At 46.8% G+C, this 15,577-nt stretch carries 13 protein-coding genes and 1 tRNA gene; 8 read left to right on the top strand and 6 right to left on the bottom strand.

Annotation, left to right across the window (positions count from 1 at the left end):
- Positions 1-243 precede the first annotated feature (243 nt).
- From B160_RS0109965 to B160_RS0109955, 3 genes are all read left to right on the top strand, one after another.
- Positions 244-2,421: a S46 family peptidase gene (locus B160_RS0109965; protein ID WP_018627766.1), complete on the top strand. Its 2,178-nt coding sequence runs from the start codon at positions 244-246 to the stop codon at positions 2,419-2,421.
- 49 nt (positions 2,422-2,470) lie between these two features.
- Positions 2,471-2,800 (top strand): hypothetical protein, encoded by a 330-nt coding sequence (locus tag B160_RS0109960; protein ID WP_018627765.1) that lies wholly within the window; start codon positions 2,471-2,473, stop codon positions 2,798-2,800.
- Positions 2,801-3,041: 241 nt separating this feature from the next.
- Positions 3,042-4,265: a sensor histidine kinase gene (locus tag B160_RS0109955; RefSeq protein ID WP_169540031.1), complete on the top strand. Its 1,224-nt coding sequence runs from the start codon at positions 3,042-3,044 to the stop codon at positions 4,263-4,265.
- 77 nt (positions 4,266-4,342) lie between these two features.
- Here the strand turns inward: B160_RS0109955 and B160_RS0109950 are convergent, their stop codons facing one another.
- From B160_RS0109950 to B160_RS0109935, 3 genes are all read right to left on the bottom strand, one after another.
- Positions 4,343-5,050 carry an NUDIX hydrolase gene (locus B160_RS0109950; RefSeq protein WP_018627763.1) on the bottom strand — a complete coding sequence of 236 codons (708 nt, stop codon included), beginning with the start codon at positions 5,048-5,050 and terminating at the stop codon, positions 4,343-4,345.
- 198 nt (positions 5,051-5,248) lie between these two features.
- The gene (gene rho, locus B160_RS0109940) at positions 5,249-6,967 is read right to left on the bottom strand and encodes a transcription termination factor Rho (RefSeq protein ID WP_018627762.1); all 1,719 of its coding nucleotides are present in this window, start codon (positions 6,965-6,967) and stop codon (positions 5,249-5,251) included.
- 166 nt (positions 6,968-7,133) lie between these two features.
- Entirely contained in the window at positions 7,134-8,228 is a 1,095-nt protein-coding gene (locus B160_RS0109935) for a CapA family protein (protein ID WP_071597016.1), read from the bottom strand.
- 307 nt (positions 8,229-8,535) lie between these two features.
- Here B160_RS0109935 and asnS point away from each other — a divergent pair, with 307 nt between their 5' ends.
- A complete protein-coding gene (gene asnS / locus B160_RS0109930) occupies positions 8,536-9,975 on the top strand; it encodes an asparagine--tRNA ligase (RefSeq protein ID WP_018627760.1) in 1,440 nt (479 codons plus the stop codon).
- A gap of 240 nt (positions 9,976-10,215) precedes the next feature.
- Here the strand turns inward: asnS and B160_RS0109925 are convergent, their stop codons facing one another.
- Together B160_RS0109925 and B160_RS0109920 are read right to left on the bottom strand one after the other, a co-directional pair.
- On the bottom strand, positions 10,216-11,439 hold the full coding sequence (locus B160_RS0109925; protein WP_018627759.1) for a glycoside hydrolase family 10-like protein: 1,224 nt from the start codon (positions 11,437-11,439) through the stop codon (positions 10,216-10,218).
- A 45-nt stretch (positions 11,440-11,484) separates the two neighbouring features.
- Positions 11,485-11,934 carry a MarR family winged helix-turn-helix transcriptional regulator gene (locus B160_RS0109920; protein WP_018627758.1) on the bottom strand — a complete coding sequence of 150 codons (450 nt, stop codon included), beginning with the start codon at positions 11,932-11,934 and terminating at the stop codon, positions 11,485-11,487.
- 196 nt (positions 11,935-12,130) lie between these two features.
- Between B160_RS0109920 and B160_RS0109915 the strand changes: the two genes are divergently transcribed.
- On the top strand, positions 12,131-13,021 hold the full coding sequence (locus B160_RS0109915; RefSeq protein ID WP_018627757.1) for an aldo/keto reductase: 891 nt from the start codon (positions 12,131-12,133) through the stop codon (positions 13,019-13,021).
- A gap of 93 nt (positions 13,022-13,114) precedes the next feature.
- Positions 13,115-13,188, top strand: a tRNA-Asn gene (locus B160_RS0109910).
- A gap of 322 nt (positions 13,189-13,510) precedes the next feature.
- On the opposite strand, the gene B160_RS32225 is transcribed toward B160_RS0109910, so the two are convergent.
- Entirely contained in the window at positions 13,511-13,699 is a 189-nt protein-coding gene (locus B160_RS32225; RefSeq protein ID WP_245562186.1) for a DUF4172 domain-containing protein, read from the bottom strand.
- A gap of 309 nt (positions 13,700-14,008) precedes the next feature.
- Between B160_RS32225 and B160_RS0109905 the strand changes: the two genes are divergently transcribed.
- Together B160_RS0109905 and B160_RS0109900 are read left to right on the top strand one after the other, a co-directional pair.
- Positions 14,009-14,800: an MlaE family ABC transporter permease gene (locus B160_RS0109905; RefSeq protein ID WP_018627756.1), complete on the top strand. Its 792-nt coding sequence runs from the start codon at positions 14,009-14,011 to the stop codon at positions 14,798-14,800.
- Between the two features lie 2 nt (positions 14,801-14,802).
- Positions 14,803-15,576, top strand: a complete 774-nt coding sequence (locus tag B160_RS0109900; protein WP_018627755.1) for an ABC transporter ATP-binding protein — start codon at positions 14,803-14,805, stop codon at positions 15,574-15,576.
- Position 15,577 lies beyond the last annotated feature (1 nt).

The raw sequence follows: 15,577 nt of genomic DNA, 5'->3' as shown, positions 1-15,577 counted from the left end.
CAGCTGTTAACCAAAAATAGAAAGCGGAAGCGCAGAGACGAAAATTTCAGCCAGTAATACATTTCACATACACGTTCCACAAAGGGTTATACACATTATCTATGGATAATACACATAGGTTTGGGGACAAAAAGATGCTTTTTAGGGCTGGAAAACCAAAAAAACTTTTAAAAAACGAATGTATGTAAGTACTATAAATTGCCTTATCTTTCCCGTCTTATAATTTTGGAAATGATGATCTCAATGAAAAAAATTTTCGGCCTGGCGGCCGGATTGATGTGCATGGGCCTGGCAAAAGCCGATGAAGGAATGTGGTTACCGCAGCTGCTGGAAAGCCTTAATGAGCAACGGATGCAGCAGCTGGGTATGAAGATAACCGCAAAAGACATTTATGATATTAATAAAGGCAGCCTGAAAGATGCGATCGTAAACTTCGGTGGATTTTGTACGGGAGAGGTTGTTTCAGAAAAAGGGCTGGTGCTGACCAATCACCATTGTGGTTTTGGATCCATACAAAGACATGCAACACTGGACAAAAACTATATCAGGGACGGCTTCTGGGCGCGGAATCTTGCGGAAGAGCTGCCCAATGAAGATCTGTTTGTGACGTTTATTGTCAGGATCGACGATGTATCGGACCGTGTATTAAAAGGGGTAAATTTAGCAATGGAAGAACGTGACCGCCAAAGCATGATCGACCGGAATATCAATGAACTGAAACGGACCACGGTATTGGGTGATTTTGAAAACGCCTTTGTCAGCCCGTTTTTTGAAGGGAATAAATACTATCTTTTTGTAACGGAGACCTTTAAGGATATACGGCTGGTTGGCGCCCCGCCTTCCAGTATTGGAAATTTCGGGCAGGACTCGGATAACTGGATGTGGCCCAGGCATACCGGAGATTTCAGCGTTTTCAGGATCTATGCCGGAAAAGATAACCGCCCGGCCGCATATTCACCGGATAATGTTCCTTATGTTCCGAAAAGAGCGCTGACCATATCCCTGCAGGGAATGAAGCAGGATGATTTTACCATGATCTTTGGTTTTCCCGGCCGTACGTCTGAGTATCTTCCCAGTGAAGCGGTAAGGCAGATCGTGGAGCTGAATGACCCGGCGAAGATCCTGATCAGGGATAAGGCTCTGGGCGTTATGAAAAACTATATGCGCGCAGATGAAGAGCTGAAAATAAAATATGCCTCTAAATATGCGGGCATTTCCAACGCGTGGAAAAAGTGGCAGGGAGAAATACTGGGGCTTACACGTACGGGGGCTGTGCAAAAGAAGCAATTGTATGAAACAGATTTTCAAAAACGGCTGCAAGCAAGTGAAAGTCTTTATAAAAAATACGGGAATGTCTTGCAGGAATTGAATGATGTATATAAAGAAATAGCGCCCTATGGGCTTACACGAGACTATTATCTGGAAACGATCAGCAAGATCGAATTGTTTGGGATCATAAACCGTTTGCGGGCTTTGCAGGCGGCTACCGGAAAGCCCGGGTATGGTAAAGAGCAAAGTGCACAGCTGGAAAAGCTGACCGAGCTGTATAAGAACTTCAGTACAGAGGTAGATAGGGAAATTTTTGCAGCCCTGCTTCCGGTGTACATGGAAAAACAACAGGCGGCGTATATAGTGCCGGTTGCTAAACGGCAATTTGAGCAGTATGGAAAAGACTATCAACGGTGGGCCGCTGCTTTATATGATCACAGTATTTTTCTCGATCCGGCAAAAGTACTGGATGGGGTGCGGTCCGATCCCCGAGAACTTTACCGGGCATTGGAAACAGATCCGACAGCCCTGCTGGTCTTAGCAATGGCGGACCTGTATAATAACGAAGTTACCCCAAAGCTTAATGAGCTGCAGGCGCGGATCAATGGTTTGCAGCGGAAATACATGCAGGCGCAAACAGAGGTGCTAACCGATAAAAAAATTTACCCCGATGCCAACAGCACTATGCGGGTGGGCTTTGGCAAGGTAGATGGATATCATCCGGCAGACGGAGTAAGCTATGGCTATAGCACATACCTGGATGGGGTTATGGAAAAATACATCCCGGGTGATTACGAGTTTGATGTTCCCGAAAAATTGCGCCGGTTATATATGAAAAAGGACTATGGCCGTTATGGGGTACATGATGCATCCGGTGGCTACCGGATGCCGGTATGTTTTATTGCTTCCAATCATACCACCGGCGGCAATAGCGGCAGCCCGGCGCTGGATGCGAACGGCAACCTGATAGGGATCAATTTTGACCGTGTATGGGAAGGCACGATGAGCGATATCCATTATGACGCTTCTATTTGCCGGAATATTATGGTAGATATCCGCTACGTGTTGTTTATCATTGATAAATATGCCGGTGCGGGACACCTGTTGAAAGAAATGAAGCTGGCGGTTACCGGAACCGGGAATAACCTGTAAATTTTTGTATATTTAAATATCTATTTATTCACTTTTAAAACGATTTCCCATGGTAAACAATAAGCATATCGCCACCTTTATACTGGGTGCCCTGGCGGGCCTGGCTGCCGGAAAATATACCAGCATGACTGATGAGGAAAAAGAAAAGATGATGAATAATTTAAAGGAGAAAGCGAATAAATTAAAAGAAGAAGCTTCAAAATCTGCGGAGCAGGCAAAGGATTATTTCTCCGAGCTAGCCACGAAGGGAATGGATTCTTTAAAGGAACATTTTCCGGGAGCTGAAAAATGGATGAATGACCTTTTTGGAAATAAAGAGTCCGGAGGGGATACAGCAGATGCAACCGCGGCGCCCAATGCGGAAGGCGTGAAACCCTGAGAACAGGGGAACAGGAGTTGGGAAATGCGCAGAAGGACCATTCTTTCCGCGCATTTTATTATAAGTATCTTTACATTTTTTAATTGGGAAAGACCTCCGGGTTTTCACGTTGTATCGTTCTGATATGCAAAGCGGCCTGTTTCGGAAAAGTGTAAAAAAATTATTGCAATGCTATGTGTTCCTGGTTGGAGCGTCTGTAAACACAAACCTGGAAATGCGGATCCTTCATACATTTTGTGTGTTGGGCATAATCATATGTGCTTACAATATCCCTTTTAATTTTTATGTTGGGCTGCATTTTACAGCGTATGTTTTTACGGGCATTACCCTGCTGCTGCTGTTTCTGTATTACCTCTCCCGGTTCCGCGGAATGTACCGGTACACCGTTACGATCGTATCGGTGCTTTCGATCGGGTTATTTATATGGAATTATTTTTACAGCGACGGAGTCCGTGGAGCCAGCCTGCTGTCTTATACCCTGCTGCTTTTCCTGCTAATGATCGTTGCTTCAAAAAAACATTATTTTCTTTGGTTCCTGCTGGTGATGGCTGCTGTGTGGGGCAATATGCTGTATGAGTTATATCATCCGGATGCGGTAAGGCAAACTTACGATGGGCTTCGGAGCATTATTATTGACCAGGGTTCTACGGTGACCATCTGCCTGATCGTAATATTCATCGGGCTGTATTACCTGAAGGAAGCCTATTACCGGGAGAAGCAAAAGGCGACTGAAAAAACAGAGGCCCTGGAAGAGCTGGACCGCGAAAAGAATAAACTCTTTTCCATCCTCTCGCATGATCTCCGGTCTCCGTTGCATTCGATCTCGGCGTATCTGGAGATGATCCAATCAGAGCAGCTTCCTGATGATGAGCGCGGGATTGTGGAGCGAATGCTTTCCACCACTGTTCACAATACCCAGGAAATGCTCTCGAATATCCTAGTATGGTCGAAAGACCAGCTGCACAAAAGAAGGCCGGAAATATGCCGCGAATCTATTGCGGCGGTGATTCAACCAACCATAATTTTATTAGAGCCCGAAGCCTTGCGTAAAAACATCCGCGTTTTTAAAAGTATTGACCCGGCTGTTATGGCAATGGTCAATGCCGCCATGCTGCAGGTAATTGTGCGGAACCTCATTGGCAATGCCATCAAATTTACTGATCCCGGGGGCAGTATTTACATTACCGCTGCGGGCGATGCCACCCATATGATCCTTACTGTAAAAGATAGTGGAAAAGGGATAGAGGCTCATATCAGGGACCGGATCTTTTCCCTCAACATCGGGTCTACTTATGGTACCATGAATGAAAAGGGTGTGGGTCTTGGTTTGTATCTTTGCAAGGAATATACATTGGCGCAGAATGGGGAGATCTGGTTTGAAACCGAAGAGAAGAGAGGAACAACTTTTTTTGTACAGCTGCCGGTGAGGCAAACCATTCCCGAAGGAACAACGGATGCGTTCTGAAAAGATCCGGGGTACAACCGGGTTCTGTGCATTCGGGCAAGGGATCATTTTTTATCCCAGGTTGAAGCCCCGCCCACTTATAAAATACTATTGGGGTTGGGTACCAGCTTTAAGATCTTATGTAAATTTTGCTGATAATTTTTACGGTCCAGCTTATAAAAATAGGCGCCCTTTTTTGACCCTGTTTTATCCTTATCCCGTTGTTTCAGCAACAGGCCGGTAGAAAGCATTTTACGGCTAAAGTTCCCCTTATCAAAGCTGGTCTCATATACGTCTTCAAAGAGGCTTTGCAGCAGCGGAAGCGTAAATTTATCAGGAAGCAATTCAAAGAGAATGGCATGGGATGTGGCTTTGTACTGGAGCCGCTTTTTTGCCATTTTTACCATTGCTTGGTGGTCAAAGATAAGGTTCGGAAAATCCTTTATCGAAAACCATTCGGCCTGGTAGGCATCGCTTATGGATTCCTTATATTTTTTTATATCGATCAGTGAAAAATAAGCAATGGAGATCGTGCGCTCCTGGGTATCTCTGCCAGGGTCGGTAAACGTATAAAACTGCTCCTGGTACACATTGGTTAAACCGGTTAAGGCAGCAAGGATGCGGCTTGCAGCCTGGTCGGCGCTTTCATTCTTTGCAACAAAACCGCCCATCAGGCTCCACCTGCCTTTTAACGGGATAAGCGCGCGCTTAACAAGCAGGATCTTCAGGTTCTTTCCGTCATATCCAAAAACAATACAATCCACCGCTACGGTGTAACGCGATTGATTACTATATTTTGCTGCCATAAAAGTGTCCGGGTTTTCTAAATTAGAATTTTCAAAATGACAATTAATATTGTTATACCGGCAAAAGTAACGGATCTGCGGATGAATAGCAGAGGGTCCGGAACATTTTATTTTTAGATACAGCGCGCATTAAAAATGAAAAATGCGGGATCCCCGAGGGGCCCGCATCGCCTGTTAAAAAAGTATTGAGCGATCCGTTTAAGAATTCATGCTTGCCAGAAACTCTTCATTGCTTTTTGTGCCTTTCATACGGCGAAGCAATTCTGTCATCGCTTCTTCTGTCTTCATATCCGCCAGGTACACACGCAATAAATTCATCCGTTGTAAAACGTCCCTGTCCAGCAACAGATCGTCCCTTCTGGTTGAAGATGCTGTCAGATCAATGGCCGGGTAAACCCGTTTGTTGGAGAGCCTTCTGTCCAGCTGCAGTTCCATATTACCGGTTCCTTTGAATTCCTCAAAGATCACTTCGTCCATTTTACTTCCGGTATCGATCAGCGCTGTTGCGAGGATGGTCAGGGAACCACCGTTCTCAATCTTACGCGCTGCACCAAAAAATTGTTTTGGCTTTTGCATAGCGTTTGCTTCTACCCCACCGCTCAAAACCTTACCAGATGCTGGTGACACGGTATTGTGTGCGCGCGCCAGGCGAGTAATAGAGTCCAGCAGGATCACTACGTCATGACCGCATTCAACAAGACGTTTTGCTTTTTGCAAAGCGACGGTAGAAACCTTAACATGCTTTTCTGCAGGTTCATCAAAGGTAGAAGCAATGACCTCTGCCTTTACGCTGCGCTCCATATCGGTTACCTCTTCCGGGCGTTCATCCACCAGCACCACCATTAAATAGCACTCTGGGTGATTTTCTGCAATGGCGTTGGCTACAGCCTTCAACAGCATGGTTTTACCGGTTTTTGGCTGGGCCACGATCAATCCACGCTGCCCCTTACCGATCGGTGTAAAAAGATCGATGATCCGTGTAGACAGGTCTGAAGGACGTGTGAACAGGTTCAGTTTTTCGTAAGGGAACAGGGGTGTCAGGTAGTCGAACGGTACGCGGTCTCTTACCTCATCGGGCTTTTTACCGTTGATGGTATCCACTTTTAAAAGGGCAAAATATTTTTCACCTTCTTTGGGAGGACGTACAGCACCATGAATGGTGTCACCGGTTTTTAAACCAAATAATTTTATCTGAGACGGAGACACATAAACATCATCCGGACTTGAAAGATAATTGTAATCAGAGGACCGGAGGAAGCCATAACCATCCGGCATCATTTCCAAAACGCCTTCGCTCAGGATCATCCCATCGAACTCTACATTAAAGGAAGGGTTTTGATCTTTCTTGGATGCGTATATTTTATTTTCAACAGGAAAGTCTGTATCTTCTGTTGCGGCCGGAACAACAGGGATATCGTATTTTTCTGTTGCCTTCAAAGCCTGTAGTATAAAGGCTTCTGTGGCGGCATCGGTTTTGAATACGGTTTCTTCTTCCGGATCGCTACCATTTTTTGCAGCAGGAACGGCGGGTTCCTTTGCTACCGGTTCTTCTTCCTTTTTGGGTGCAGCCTTTTTAGCGGCTGCTTTCTTGGCTGGTGCGGCTGCTTTAGATGCAGATTTTTTTGCAGCAGCTTTTTTAGCCGGTGCTTTTACTGTTTTTTCAGCAGGTTCTTCATCCTTTCCTTCTTCTTCTACAAAAGCTTCTTCTGTACCAATGGAAGTAGTGGCTTTCACAATGCGTTTTCTTTTGGGGCGTTCTCCGGCGGAAGCTTTCGATCCTGTTACAGCCTGGCTGTCCAGGATTTTGTAGACTAAATCCTGTTTGTTCAATTTTTTGGCATTAGGAATCTTTAACTGTTCGGCAATGTCTAACAGTTCAGGAACGAGCATATCGTTCAATTGTAAAATATCATACATAAATGTGCGGGATTAATCAAAAGATTAAATCTTAAATGTGGTAATAATTTGGTAAAGAATTCAAGTTTTTTGGATTGACAAATGATAATTGATATTATCATTCAGCAGAGATGATCATATGTTATAGGGTCATTTCTTCAGCAAAATTACTATCTTTTCCCTAAAATCAAAAATTTTTAATCATTATCTCTCCTTTTTGGGTAATTCTTAACGGGCTTTGCGGAAAATCGCTTTTGCTGAGCTGCAGCATCCGGAGCGCTACTGTTTTTGCCGGATCCAGCCGGGGGGTCTGGTCGTTTCCGGGCAGCTGAATGGTGGAGAGGATCTCCCCGTCTGTAAAATTCCCGTTTTTGTTCAGCCGGATCCGGAGTATAGGAGCAACACCCATCGGGCCCCGGAGGCTTATAGAGCCGTAAGTGGCGTAGTTTCCGAGGCTATATGCGATCAGCTTTTGCCGGTATAATTCAATGCCCCGGGCAACATGCGGTCCGCTTCCCAGTACGAGGTCGGCACCGGCATCGATACAGGACCGGGCAAAGGCATGCACATCACCTCTGTCTTCCCCGCGAAAGCGTTCTTTTCGCTTTACTACCCGGTCCATACTGTCGCCTTCTGCGCCTCCGTGAAAATAGACGATCAGCAGGTCTGTACTGTCTTTTATCCTGCCGATCACCTGTGTTACCTGATGTGGCTGACTTACGTGTAAATGCCGCCAGCCAAAACCTGCGGCAATCACGCCATAGCGGACCCCGTTTTTCTTTATGATCCTGTGGGCCTGGTGGTATTTAATACCGGCGTAGCCGATGCCGCTTTTTTTCAGTAAAGACATGGTCTGGACTAGCCCGGAATTTCCGAAATCACCGGAGTGGTTATTGGCAAGACTCAGAAAGTCGAAACCGGCTTCTTTAAAATAGTGTTCCGTTCCTGGGGGCATCCGGAAGGCGTAACAGTTCTTTGGGTTGATGCATTTTTTTTCGGGAACAGCGGCATCCGTGATCACCCCTTCCAGGTTTCCGATGAGAAAATCTCCGGCTTTTAAAGAGTCCGCCAGGGGGAGCAGGATGTTTCTTTGGGGCATTCTCAGATCATTTGGATAATCGGAACCCAGCATCAGGTCGCCAACAGCAGTAATGGTTACCAGCTCTTTTTTTTCAGCGGGCAATCCCTTTTGTATGGCGGTGGGTGCGGTCGGCGTTGGCCGGGGATCATTGCATCCAATTATCAAAAGGTCAGCGGCTATAACAAAAAGCAGTCGCATCATTGGTACAAAGATAATGAGAACAGGCGGTGGGATACGTAAAGCCGGGGATATAACATTTTTCTGATTCGTAGGGACACGAATCAGGCAGGCCGTCTCCACGCGCCACACAAGGGAATGCATTTAAATTTTGAGGGGCGGGGCCGACGGAAAAACCCGTTAAGCGGCTTTTTAACCCGGCTACCGACGGTATTTAGACCCAAAAATAGTCATGTAATACCTGCATTGGTGCCTGTTACAGGAATCGGGAGCGGATGATGAAAGACAAAACCACTGTTGTGATTATCTTTGCCGCTCAAGAAATAGCAATATGTTTAACAAAAGGATCAAAATCAAAGAACTCCTGCAACAGGAGCCGGCAGCACAGCAAGTAACCGTAATGGGATGGGTACGTACTTTCAGGAATAACCAGTTTATCGCTTTGAACGACGGATCTACCAATACCAATTTGCAGGTGGTGGCTACTTTAGGCATGTTTGATGAATCCTTATTAAAGCGGATCACCACATCAGCCTCCCTTAAAGTAACCGGTACCGTTGTTCCTTCTGTAGGAAAAGGCCAGAAGCTAGAGGTGAAGGCCGAAACCATCGAGATACTGGGCGATTCTGATGCAGAAGCCTATCCCCTGCAACCTAAAAAACACTCTCTTGAATTTTTAAGGGAAAAGGCCCACCTGCGCTTCCGCACCAATACGTTTGGGGCTGTTTTTCGTGTGCGGCATGCCCTGGCATTTGCCGTACATAAATTTTTCAATGATAAAGGATTTGTTTACCTGCATACGCCCATCATTACTGCCAGCGATGCTGAAGGGGCCGGGGAAATGTTCCGGGTTACCACCCTCCCGTTTGAAAAGACACCCCGAAATGAGGATGGATCTGTTAACTTTAAAGAAGATTTTTTTGGAAAATCGACTAATTTGACCGTGAGTGGTCAATTGGAAGGGGAATTGGGGGCAACAGCTTTTGGAGAAATCTATACTTTTGGACCCACTTTCCGGGCAGAAAACAGCAATACGGCCCGGCATCTGGCCGAGTTTTGGATGATTGAACCGGAAATGGCCTTTTATGACCTGGAAGACAATGCCAATCTTGCTGAAGAGTTTATTAAGTATATTATCCGTTATGTATTGGAAAACAACCGGGAAGATCTTGATTTCCTGACCCAGCGCCTGACGGATGAAGAAAAGCAGCTGCCCCTGGATAAACGGAGTGAGATGGGGCTGATCGAGAAGCTGGAATTTGTACTGAACAACGATTTTCAGCGCCTGTCCTATACGGAAGCCATCGACATCCTGGAAGAAAGTAATTACAATAAGAAAAAGAAATTCCAGTACCCTGTTACCGGCTGGGGTATGGATCTACAGAGTGAGCATGAACGCTACCTGGTAGAAAAGCATTTCAAAAAGCCGGTCATCCTGATGAATTATCCGGCATCCATCAAAGCCTTTTATATGCGCATCAACGAGGATGGGAAAACGGTAGCAGCGATGGACATCCTGGCCCCCGGCATCGGGGAAATTGTTGGGGGTTCTCAGCGGGAAGAGCGGCTGGATGTGTTACTGGAAAAGATGGAAAAAATGGGCATACCCGAGGAAGAGCTTTGGTGGTATCTGGATACCCGCCGTTTCGGAACTGTTCCGCATTCGGGCTTCGGGCTTGGTTTTGAGCGGATGATCCAGTTTGTAACCGGCATGGGTAATATCCGGGATGTGATCGCCTTTCCGCGTACACCCAAGAGTGCGGAATTCTAAGGGAATTTTTAAAACAAGAACAATGTGATGGAAGAGCTGTATTACGACTGAAATCTTTGAGCTCTGATATAGAAAAGGACAAGGTTGTTTATAACTTGTCCTTTTCTAATGGATTCGGGTGGCCAATTCCGCGTATCAGGAGTGAACAGCCGATAATCTGCAGACGGGCTCTAATTACTGTTTATTTAACCGGTATCGCGGGTTATAAAACGAAGCACTCAGGAGTTGAAACCAGGACCCTCAGCTACCGGGCCTTTGCGGAAGCCAGGGCATGGGGGGCACCTTTGCCGGAATCCGGTAGTAATTATTTCTCAGGGAGTCGTTCCACCCTGCCGGGTTCTTATCAAAGCTTTTGCTGTTAAAATAAACACTGCCCTGGATCTTTGGATTGCTGCGCAGTATCCGTATCTGTTCCGGTATCTGCGAGGGTTTTTTCCAGTTAGCGTTGGTTTCATAGTAGCGGTAGATTCCGTGTCCGATGTACACGTGGCGGCCATAGCTGTGTTTGCCCCACCAGTCTACCATGGTTTCATAAGCGATCAGGCGGTCGCCGATTTCCCGGTACAACTGCGGTGTTACGTAGTCGATCCATCCTTTTTTCAGCCATAATAGGATATCGGCATAGAGGTCATCGTAGTTGGTCATGCCGGCTTTTGTATTGCTTCCTTCCGGATCCTGCGAGGCATTCCTCCATACGGCAAAGGGACTGATCCCGAATTTGCACCAGGGCTTTACTGTTTTTATGGCAATATTCAGATTCCGGATCATAGAGTCCACATTGCTTCTTCTCCAATCAGCCTTGCTGAGCGAAGTACCGGATTTTTTATAGGCATAGTCGTCCGGAAAAGGTTTGGATCCTATGGGATAAGGGTAAAAATAATCGTCCATGTGAATGCCATCCACATCATAGCGGCGCACGATGTCCTTTACCACGTCGATCACAAATTGCTGTACCTGTTTATTGGAAGGATTAAAATAACGCGTGGTACCGTAGGTGACGAACCAGTCGGGTCTTTTGCGGATCATATTGTCCGAAGCAATGGAGGATTTTCCAATGGAAAACTCTGCTCTGTACGGATTTAACCATGCATGAAATTCCATGCCCCGTTTGTGTGTTTCCTGTATCATAAAGGCCAGCGGATCATAGAATGGAACCGGAGCCCTACCCTGCACGCCTGTTAACCATTGGCTCCAGGGTTCATAGGGCGACGGATAAAAGGCGTCTCCACTGGGTCTTACCTGGGCGATGATGGCATTCATGCCATTTCGTTTGTGCAGATCCAGCTGACGGATGAATTCTGCTTTTTGCTGTGCTACGCTGGCATTTTGCGGTGGCCAGTCGATACCCAATACTGTAGCGATCCACACGCCACGGAACTCATACTGCGGTTGCTGCGCAAAGCAGGGAGTATAACTAAAAAGAGTTGTTGCAAGGGCAATAAGAAAAAAACGGATCGATGTCATAGTCTACAAATGTAGCCCAACGGGGGGGATTAAAAAACCCTGTTATCAGCCGTGCAATTTATCCAGGAGAAAGCTGATGTTCTCTGCTTCCTCTGTGCTCACCGCGCTGAAAAATTCCGCAATGCGGTCTTCGGTCTTATCCAGCAGGGCCAGTTTTTTCAGCCCTTCGGGAGTAATGACCACGTCAACCAGGCGGTTGTCGATCGTATTGATGCTTTTTGTGACCAGGCTTTTAGAGACCAGCCGGTCCACAATGCGACTGGTGTCGCTCATCTTGTCCATCATCCGTGCCCTTATCTGCAAGGTAGAAAGAGGTTTGGGAAGGTTCCCTCTCAGGATCCTCAGAATATTGTATTGCTGCAGGGTAAGGTCTTCTTTTTTAAACCCCGCTTTTAAAAAGGCCTGGAGGCTGCCGGTTGTATAGATCAGATTGAGTGCCAGCTTATGGTAGCTGCTTTTGAATTGTCGTTGGTTTATTTTTTCCTCAATGGACATAGATCTCATATTTAGTTTTTTGCTTTTCGGAACAGCTCATGCATATTGATCGGGTTCTGGATTCCTGCTTAACTTTACCGTGGAAATTATAGAAAAAAGAGATACAAACAAACATTTGTGATGCATTTTAAGGGAAACTTTGCTTTTGCCGGTGAGAGGTCCCCGGATGCGTCATTGCAGTTTAAAATTTATTGATATGGAGTATCGTGTTTTAGGGGCCACCGGTTACCGGGTATCTGCCCTCGGTTTTGGCTGTATGTCATTAGCCGGCAATACAAAGGCAGAGAGCATGCAGTTGATACAGGAGGCCGTTGACCGGGGGATCAATTTTTTTGATACCGCGGATCTTTATGAAAAAGGAGAAAATGAAAAGCTGGTGGGCCAGGCATTAAAGCCGGTTCGAAAGAAGATTTTTCTGGCCACCAAAGCGGGCAACCAATGGCGCGCAGATGGCACAGGCTGGGACTGGAACCCGCGCCGCGACTATATCTTGGCCTGTGCAGAAAAAAGTCTTAAACGGCTGCAAACGGATTATATTGACCTGTACCAATTGCATGGCGGCACGATTGAGGATAACATCGCCGATACCATAGAGGCATTTGAAACGCTGAAGCAACAGGGAAAGATCCGGCACTACGGCATCAGCAGCATCCGCCCGAATGTGATCCGGGAGTATGTAAAGCGCTCGTCCATCGAATCGGTAATGATGCAGTACAGCCTGCTGGACCGGCGGCCGGAAGAAACCGTACTCCCCTTATTAAAAGAGCACAATAAAGGCGTTTTGGTGCGTGGCGCCCTGGCGCAGGGCTTGCTGATCGATAAGCCATCAAAGGAGTATTTGGGATATCGCGAAGAAGAGGTAAAACGGCTGCATGAGGCCATCCGGTCATTAACAGACCGTTATACGCCTCAGCAGATTGCCCTGCAATATGTGCTGCGGCACCCGGCAGTTACCAGCGTTGCCGCAGGAGTGCGAACCCTGCAGCAACTGGAGGAACTGCTGGCGGCATTGATCCCGGTGGAAGAAGCAGTTCTTGATCATCTGTCCGGGCGTTTACCACCCTTGCTGTACCAGCAGCACCGGTAGCAAAAAAAGTTATCCAAATAATTCTTTTTCAAATAAAAATATCCTTATTTTTGCAGCCCTCAATCATGTGAAAGAAAGCAGATTGAGCAAAATTCCTCCTTAGCTCAGTTGGTTAGAGCATCTGACTGTTAATCAGAGGGTCGCCCGTTCAAGTCGGGCAGGGGGAGCCTAAGAATCAAAGAGTTACAGAAATGTAGCTCTTTTTAGTTTTAGCACTTGCCATACAATTTGCCATACATTAGGGTGATTGCATAATTATGCTATAATACTTATTAGCAGAACAGACTGAATTTATTGAAATGTAAAAAATGTTACACCGGGGGTGCCAAACGCCTGCAAAACGATCCAGGCGTGGTTCTAACCGGGTTCCCGCAAAAATATACATGGTTGTTTTCAGAAAGCACAGATGTCGCAGGGCCGCATGCCAGCCAGATAATCGTTCTTCGGTCATTGGTTTTTTATAGTTCTGGCTGGCACCCAGCATCATCTCTACACTCCTTCAACACTTCTGCTGGAAGGAATAGGTCTCGCGGCATTTATTCCCAATCGTCTTCCGATGGAAGATCGAACCGGTTCATAATTCAGTTGCTCTCCTTCAATTTCCGATGATTTTACCACGTCAAGTGTAAGCGTAGTGAGTGCTGCTTGCTCCTTTGAAGAGAATCCAAGACCACTCATCTGTCCGGATAGCTTCCCTTGAAAATGGCCCAGAAGCATTGTGTTTCCGGGCTTTTGCTTCAGAGAGGCACCTGGAGTCGCTTGATGATCAAAAACACCCCAGGCACAGCCGGTGACCGGTACTTTTAACCGAACTGCAAAAATTAACCCGGAATTAATTTTATTCTTGGTGCCTGTTATGTTAAATTCACTTAATTAAAATGGTAGTTGTTCAGCGGACCGTACCGAACCAAGATCCTGGTTCTTACTTTATATTGTATTTAATAATGAAGTGTATCGTCCGCTGTTTTTTAAAGTTAAAACCTGGTAATGGAACCTATTGAACAATCAGACAAACCGGTTATTTCGAAGCAGGTCGACGGTTTCTTTATTACTGTTTACGAAATCTTCGGGTTTATCAGCCGGTTTTTCCGGGAAGTGCTGCGCCGCCCTTTTGAAACGCGGGAATTCATCCGCCAGTGTTTTTATATCGGCAACAGATCGCTGCCGCTGATCAGTCTTACCGGCTTTATTACCGGGCTGGTGTTCACGAAACAATCACGTCCTTCCCTGGCGGAGTTCGGGGCCACGTCCTGGTTGCCTTCGCTGATATCGATTGCCATCGTGCGGGCATTGGCCCCCCTGGTAACGGCGCTGATCTGTGCCGGCCGTGTAGGATCGAGCATCGGTGCGGAACTGGCTTCCATGAAAGTTACGGAGCAGATCGATGCGATGGAGGTTTCGGCCATCAACCCGTTCAAGTACCTGGTCATGACGCGGGTGCTGGCCTGCACTATATGCCTGCCGCTGCTGATGTGCTATAACGGGTTGATAGCGCTCGTTGGTGCTTTTGTGGACATTCATCTCAATGAACAGACAAGTATGGACACGTTTATACAGAATGCATTTACCAATATTTCGTTCCTGGATCTTGCCGCCTCACTGGTGAAAGCGCTGGTGTATGGGTTTACGATCGGTATTGTCAGCTGTTATCAGGGCTTTCATGCCTCCCAGGGCACCGAGGGCGTCGGCAAATCTGCCAATGTATCGGTAGTGGTTTCCATGTTCCTGATCTTTATAGAAGAAGTGATTATTGTTCAACTGGTGAATATGATACGTTAGCTATGAAATCTTTTATTCCCGATATCGACAGGCAGCAAACAGTGATCTCTATCAGAGGTCTGTACAAGTCGTTTGGCAGCAATCACGTACTGCGCGGGGTAGACCTGGATTTGCATCGCGGCGAAAACATCGTGGTGCTGGGGCGCTCCGGAACAGGTAAGTCCGTTTTGATAAAAGTGATCGTCGGATTGCTGTATCCTGATGCCGGAACGGTAACTGTACTGGGACAGGAGGTACCGGAACTGGATGCCCACGCACTGCGTGACCTGCGCCTGAAAGTAGGCTTCTGTTTTCAGCACGGGGCATTATATGACAGCATGACGGTAGGCGAGAACCTGGCCTTCCCGCTGAAGCGGAACGAACCGGGCATGAGCCGTAAAGAGCGCGATAAACGTATAGAGATGGTGCTGGAAGCCATCGGGCTTTCCCATACCATCGGCCAGATGCCGGCCGAGCTTTCCGGCGGGCAGCGCAAGCGCATCGGTATTGGCCGCACGCTTATACTCCGTCCGGAGATCATGTTGTATGATGAACCTACGGCCGGATTGGATCCCATTACCTGCACGGAGATCAATGACCTGATCAATGAAGTACAGCACCGGTTCAAGACAAGCTCCATCATTATTACACATGATCTCACCTGCGCCAAATCTACGGGCGACACGATCGCCGTACTGAAAGAAGGACGGTTTATACGACAGGGCAACTTTAACGATGTGTTCGGTTCTGATGAAGCGCTGATCCGCGAATTTTATGAGTATAACTTTATTCAATAAT

The organism is Niabella aurantiaca DSM 17617, assembly GCF_000374125.1.
In the GTDB taxonomy this organism is placed as follows: domain Bacteria; phylum Bacteroidota; class Bacteroidia; order Chitinophagales; family Chitinophagaceae; genus Niabella; species Niabella aurantiaca.
The sequence above is the reverse complement of the archived record's forward strand: the minus strand, read 5'-3'. Positions and strand labels throughout refer to the sequence as shown.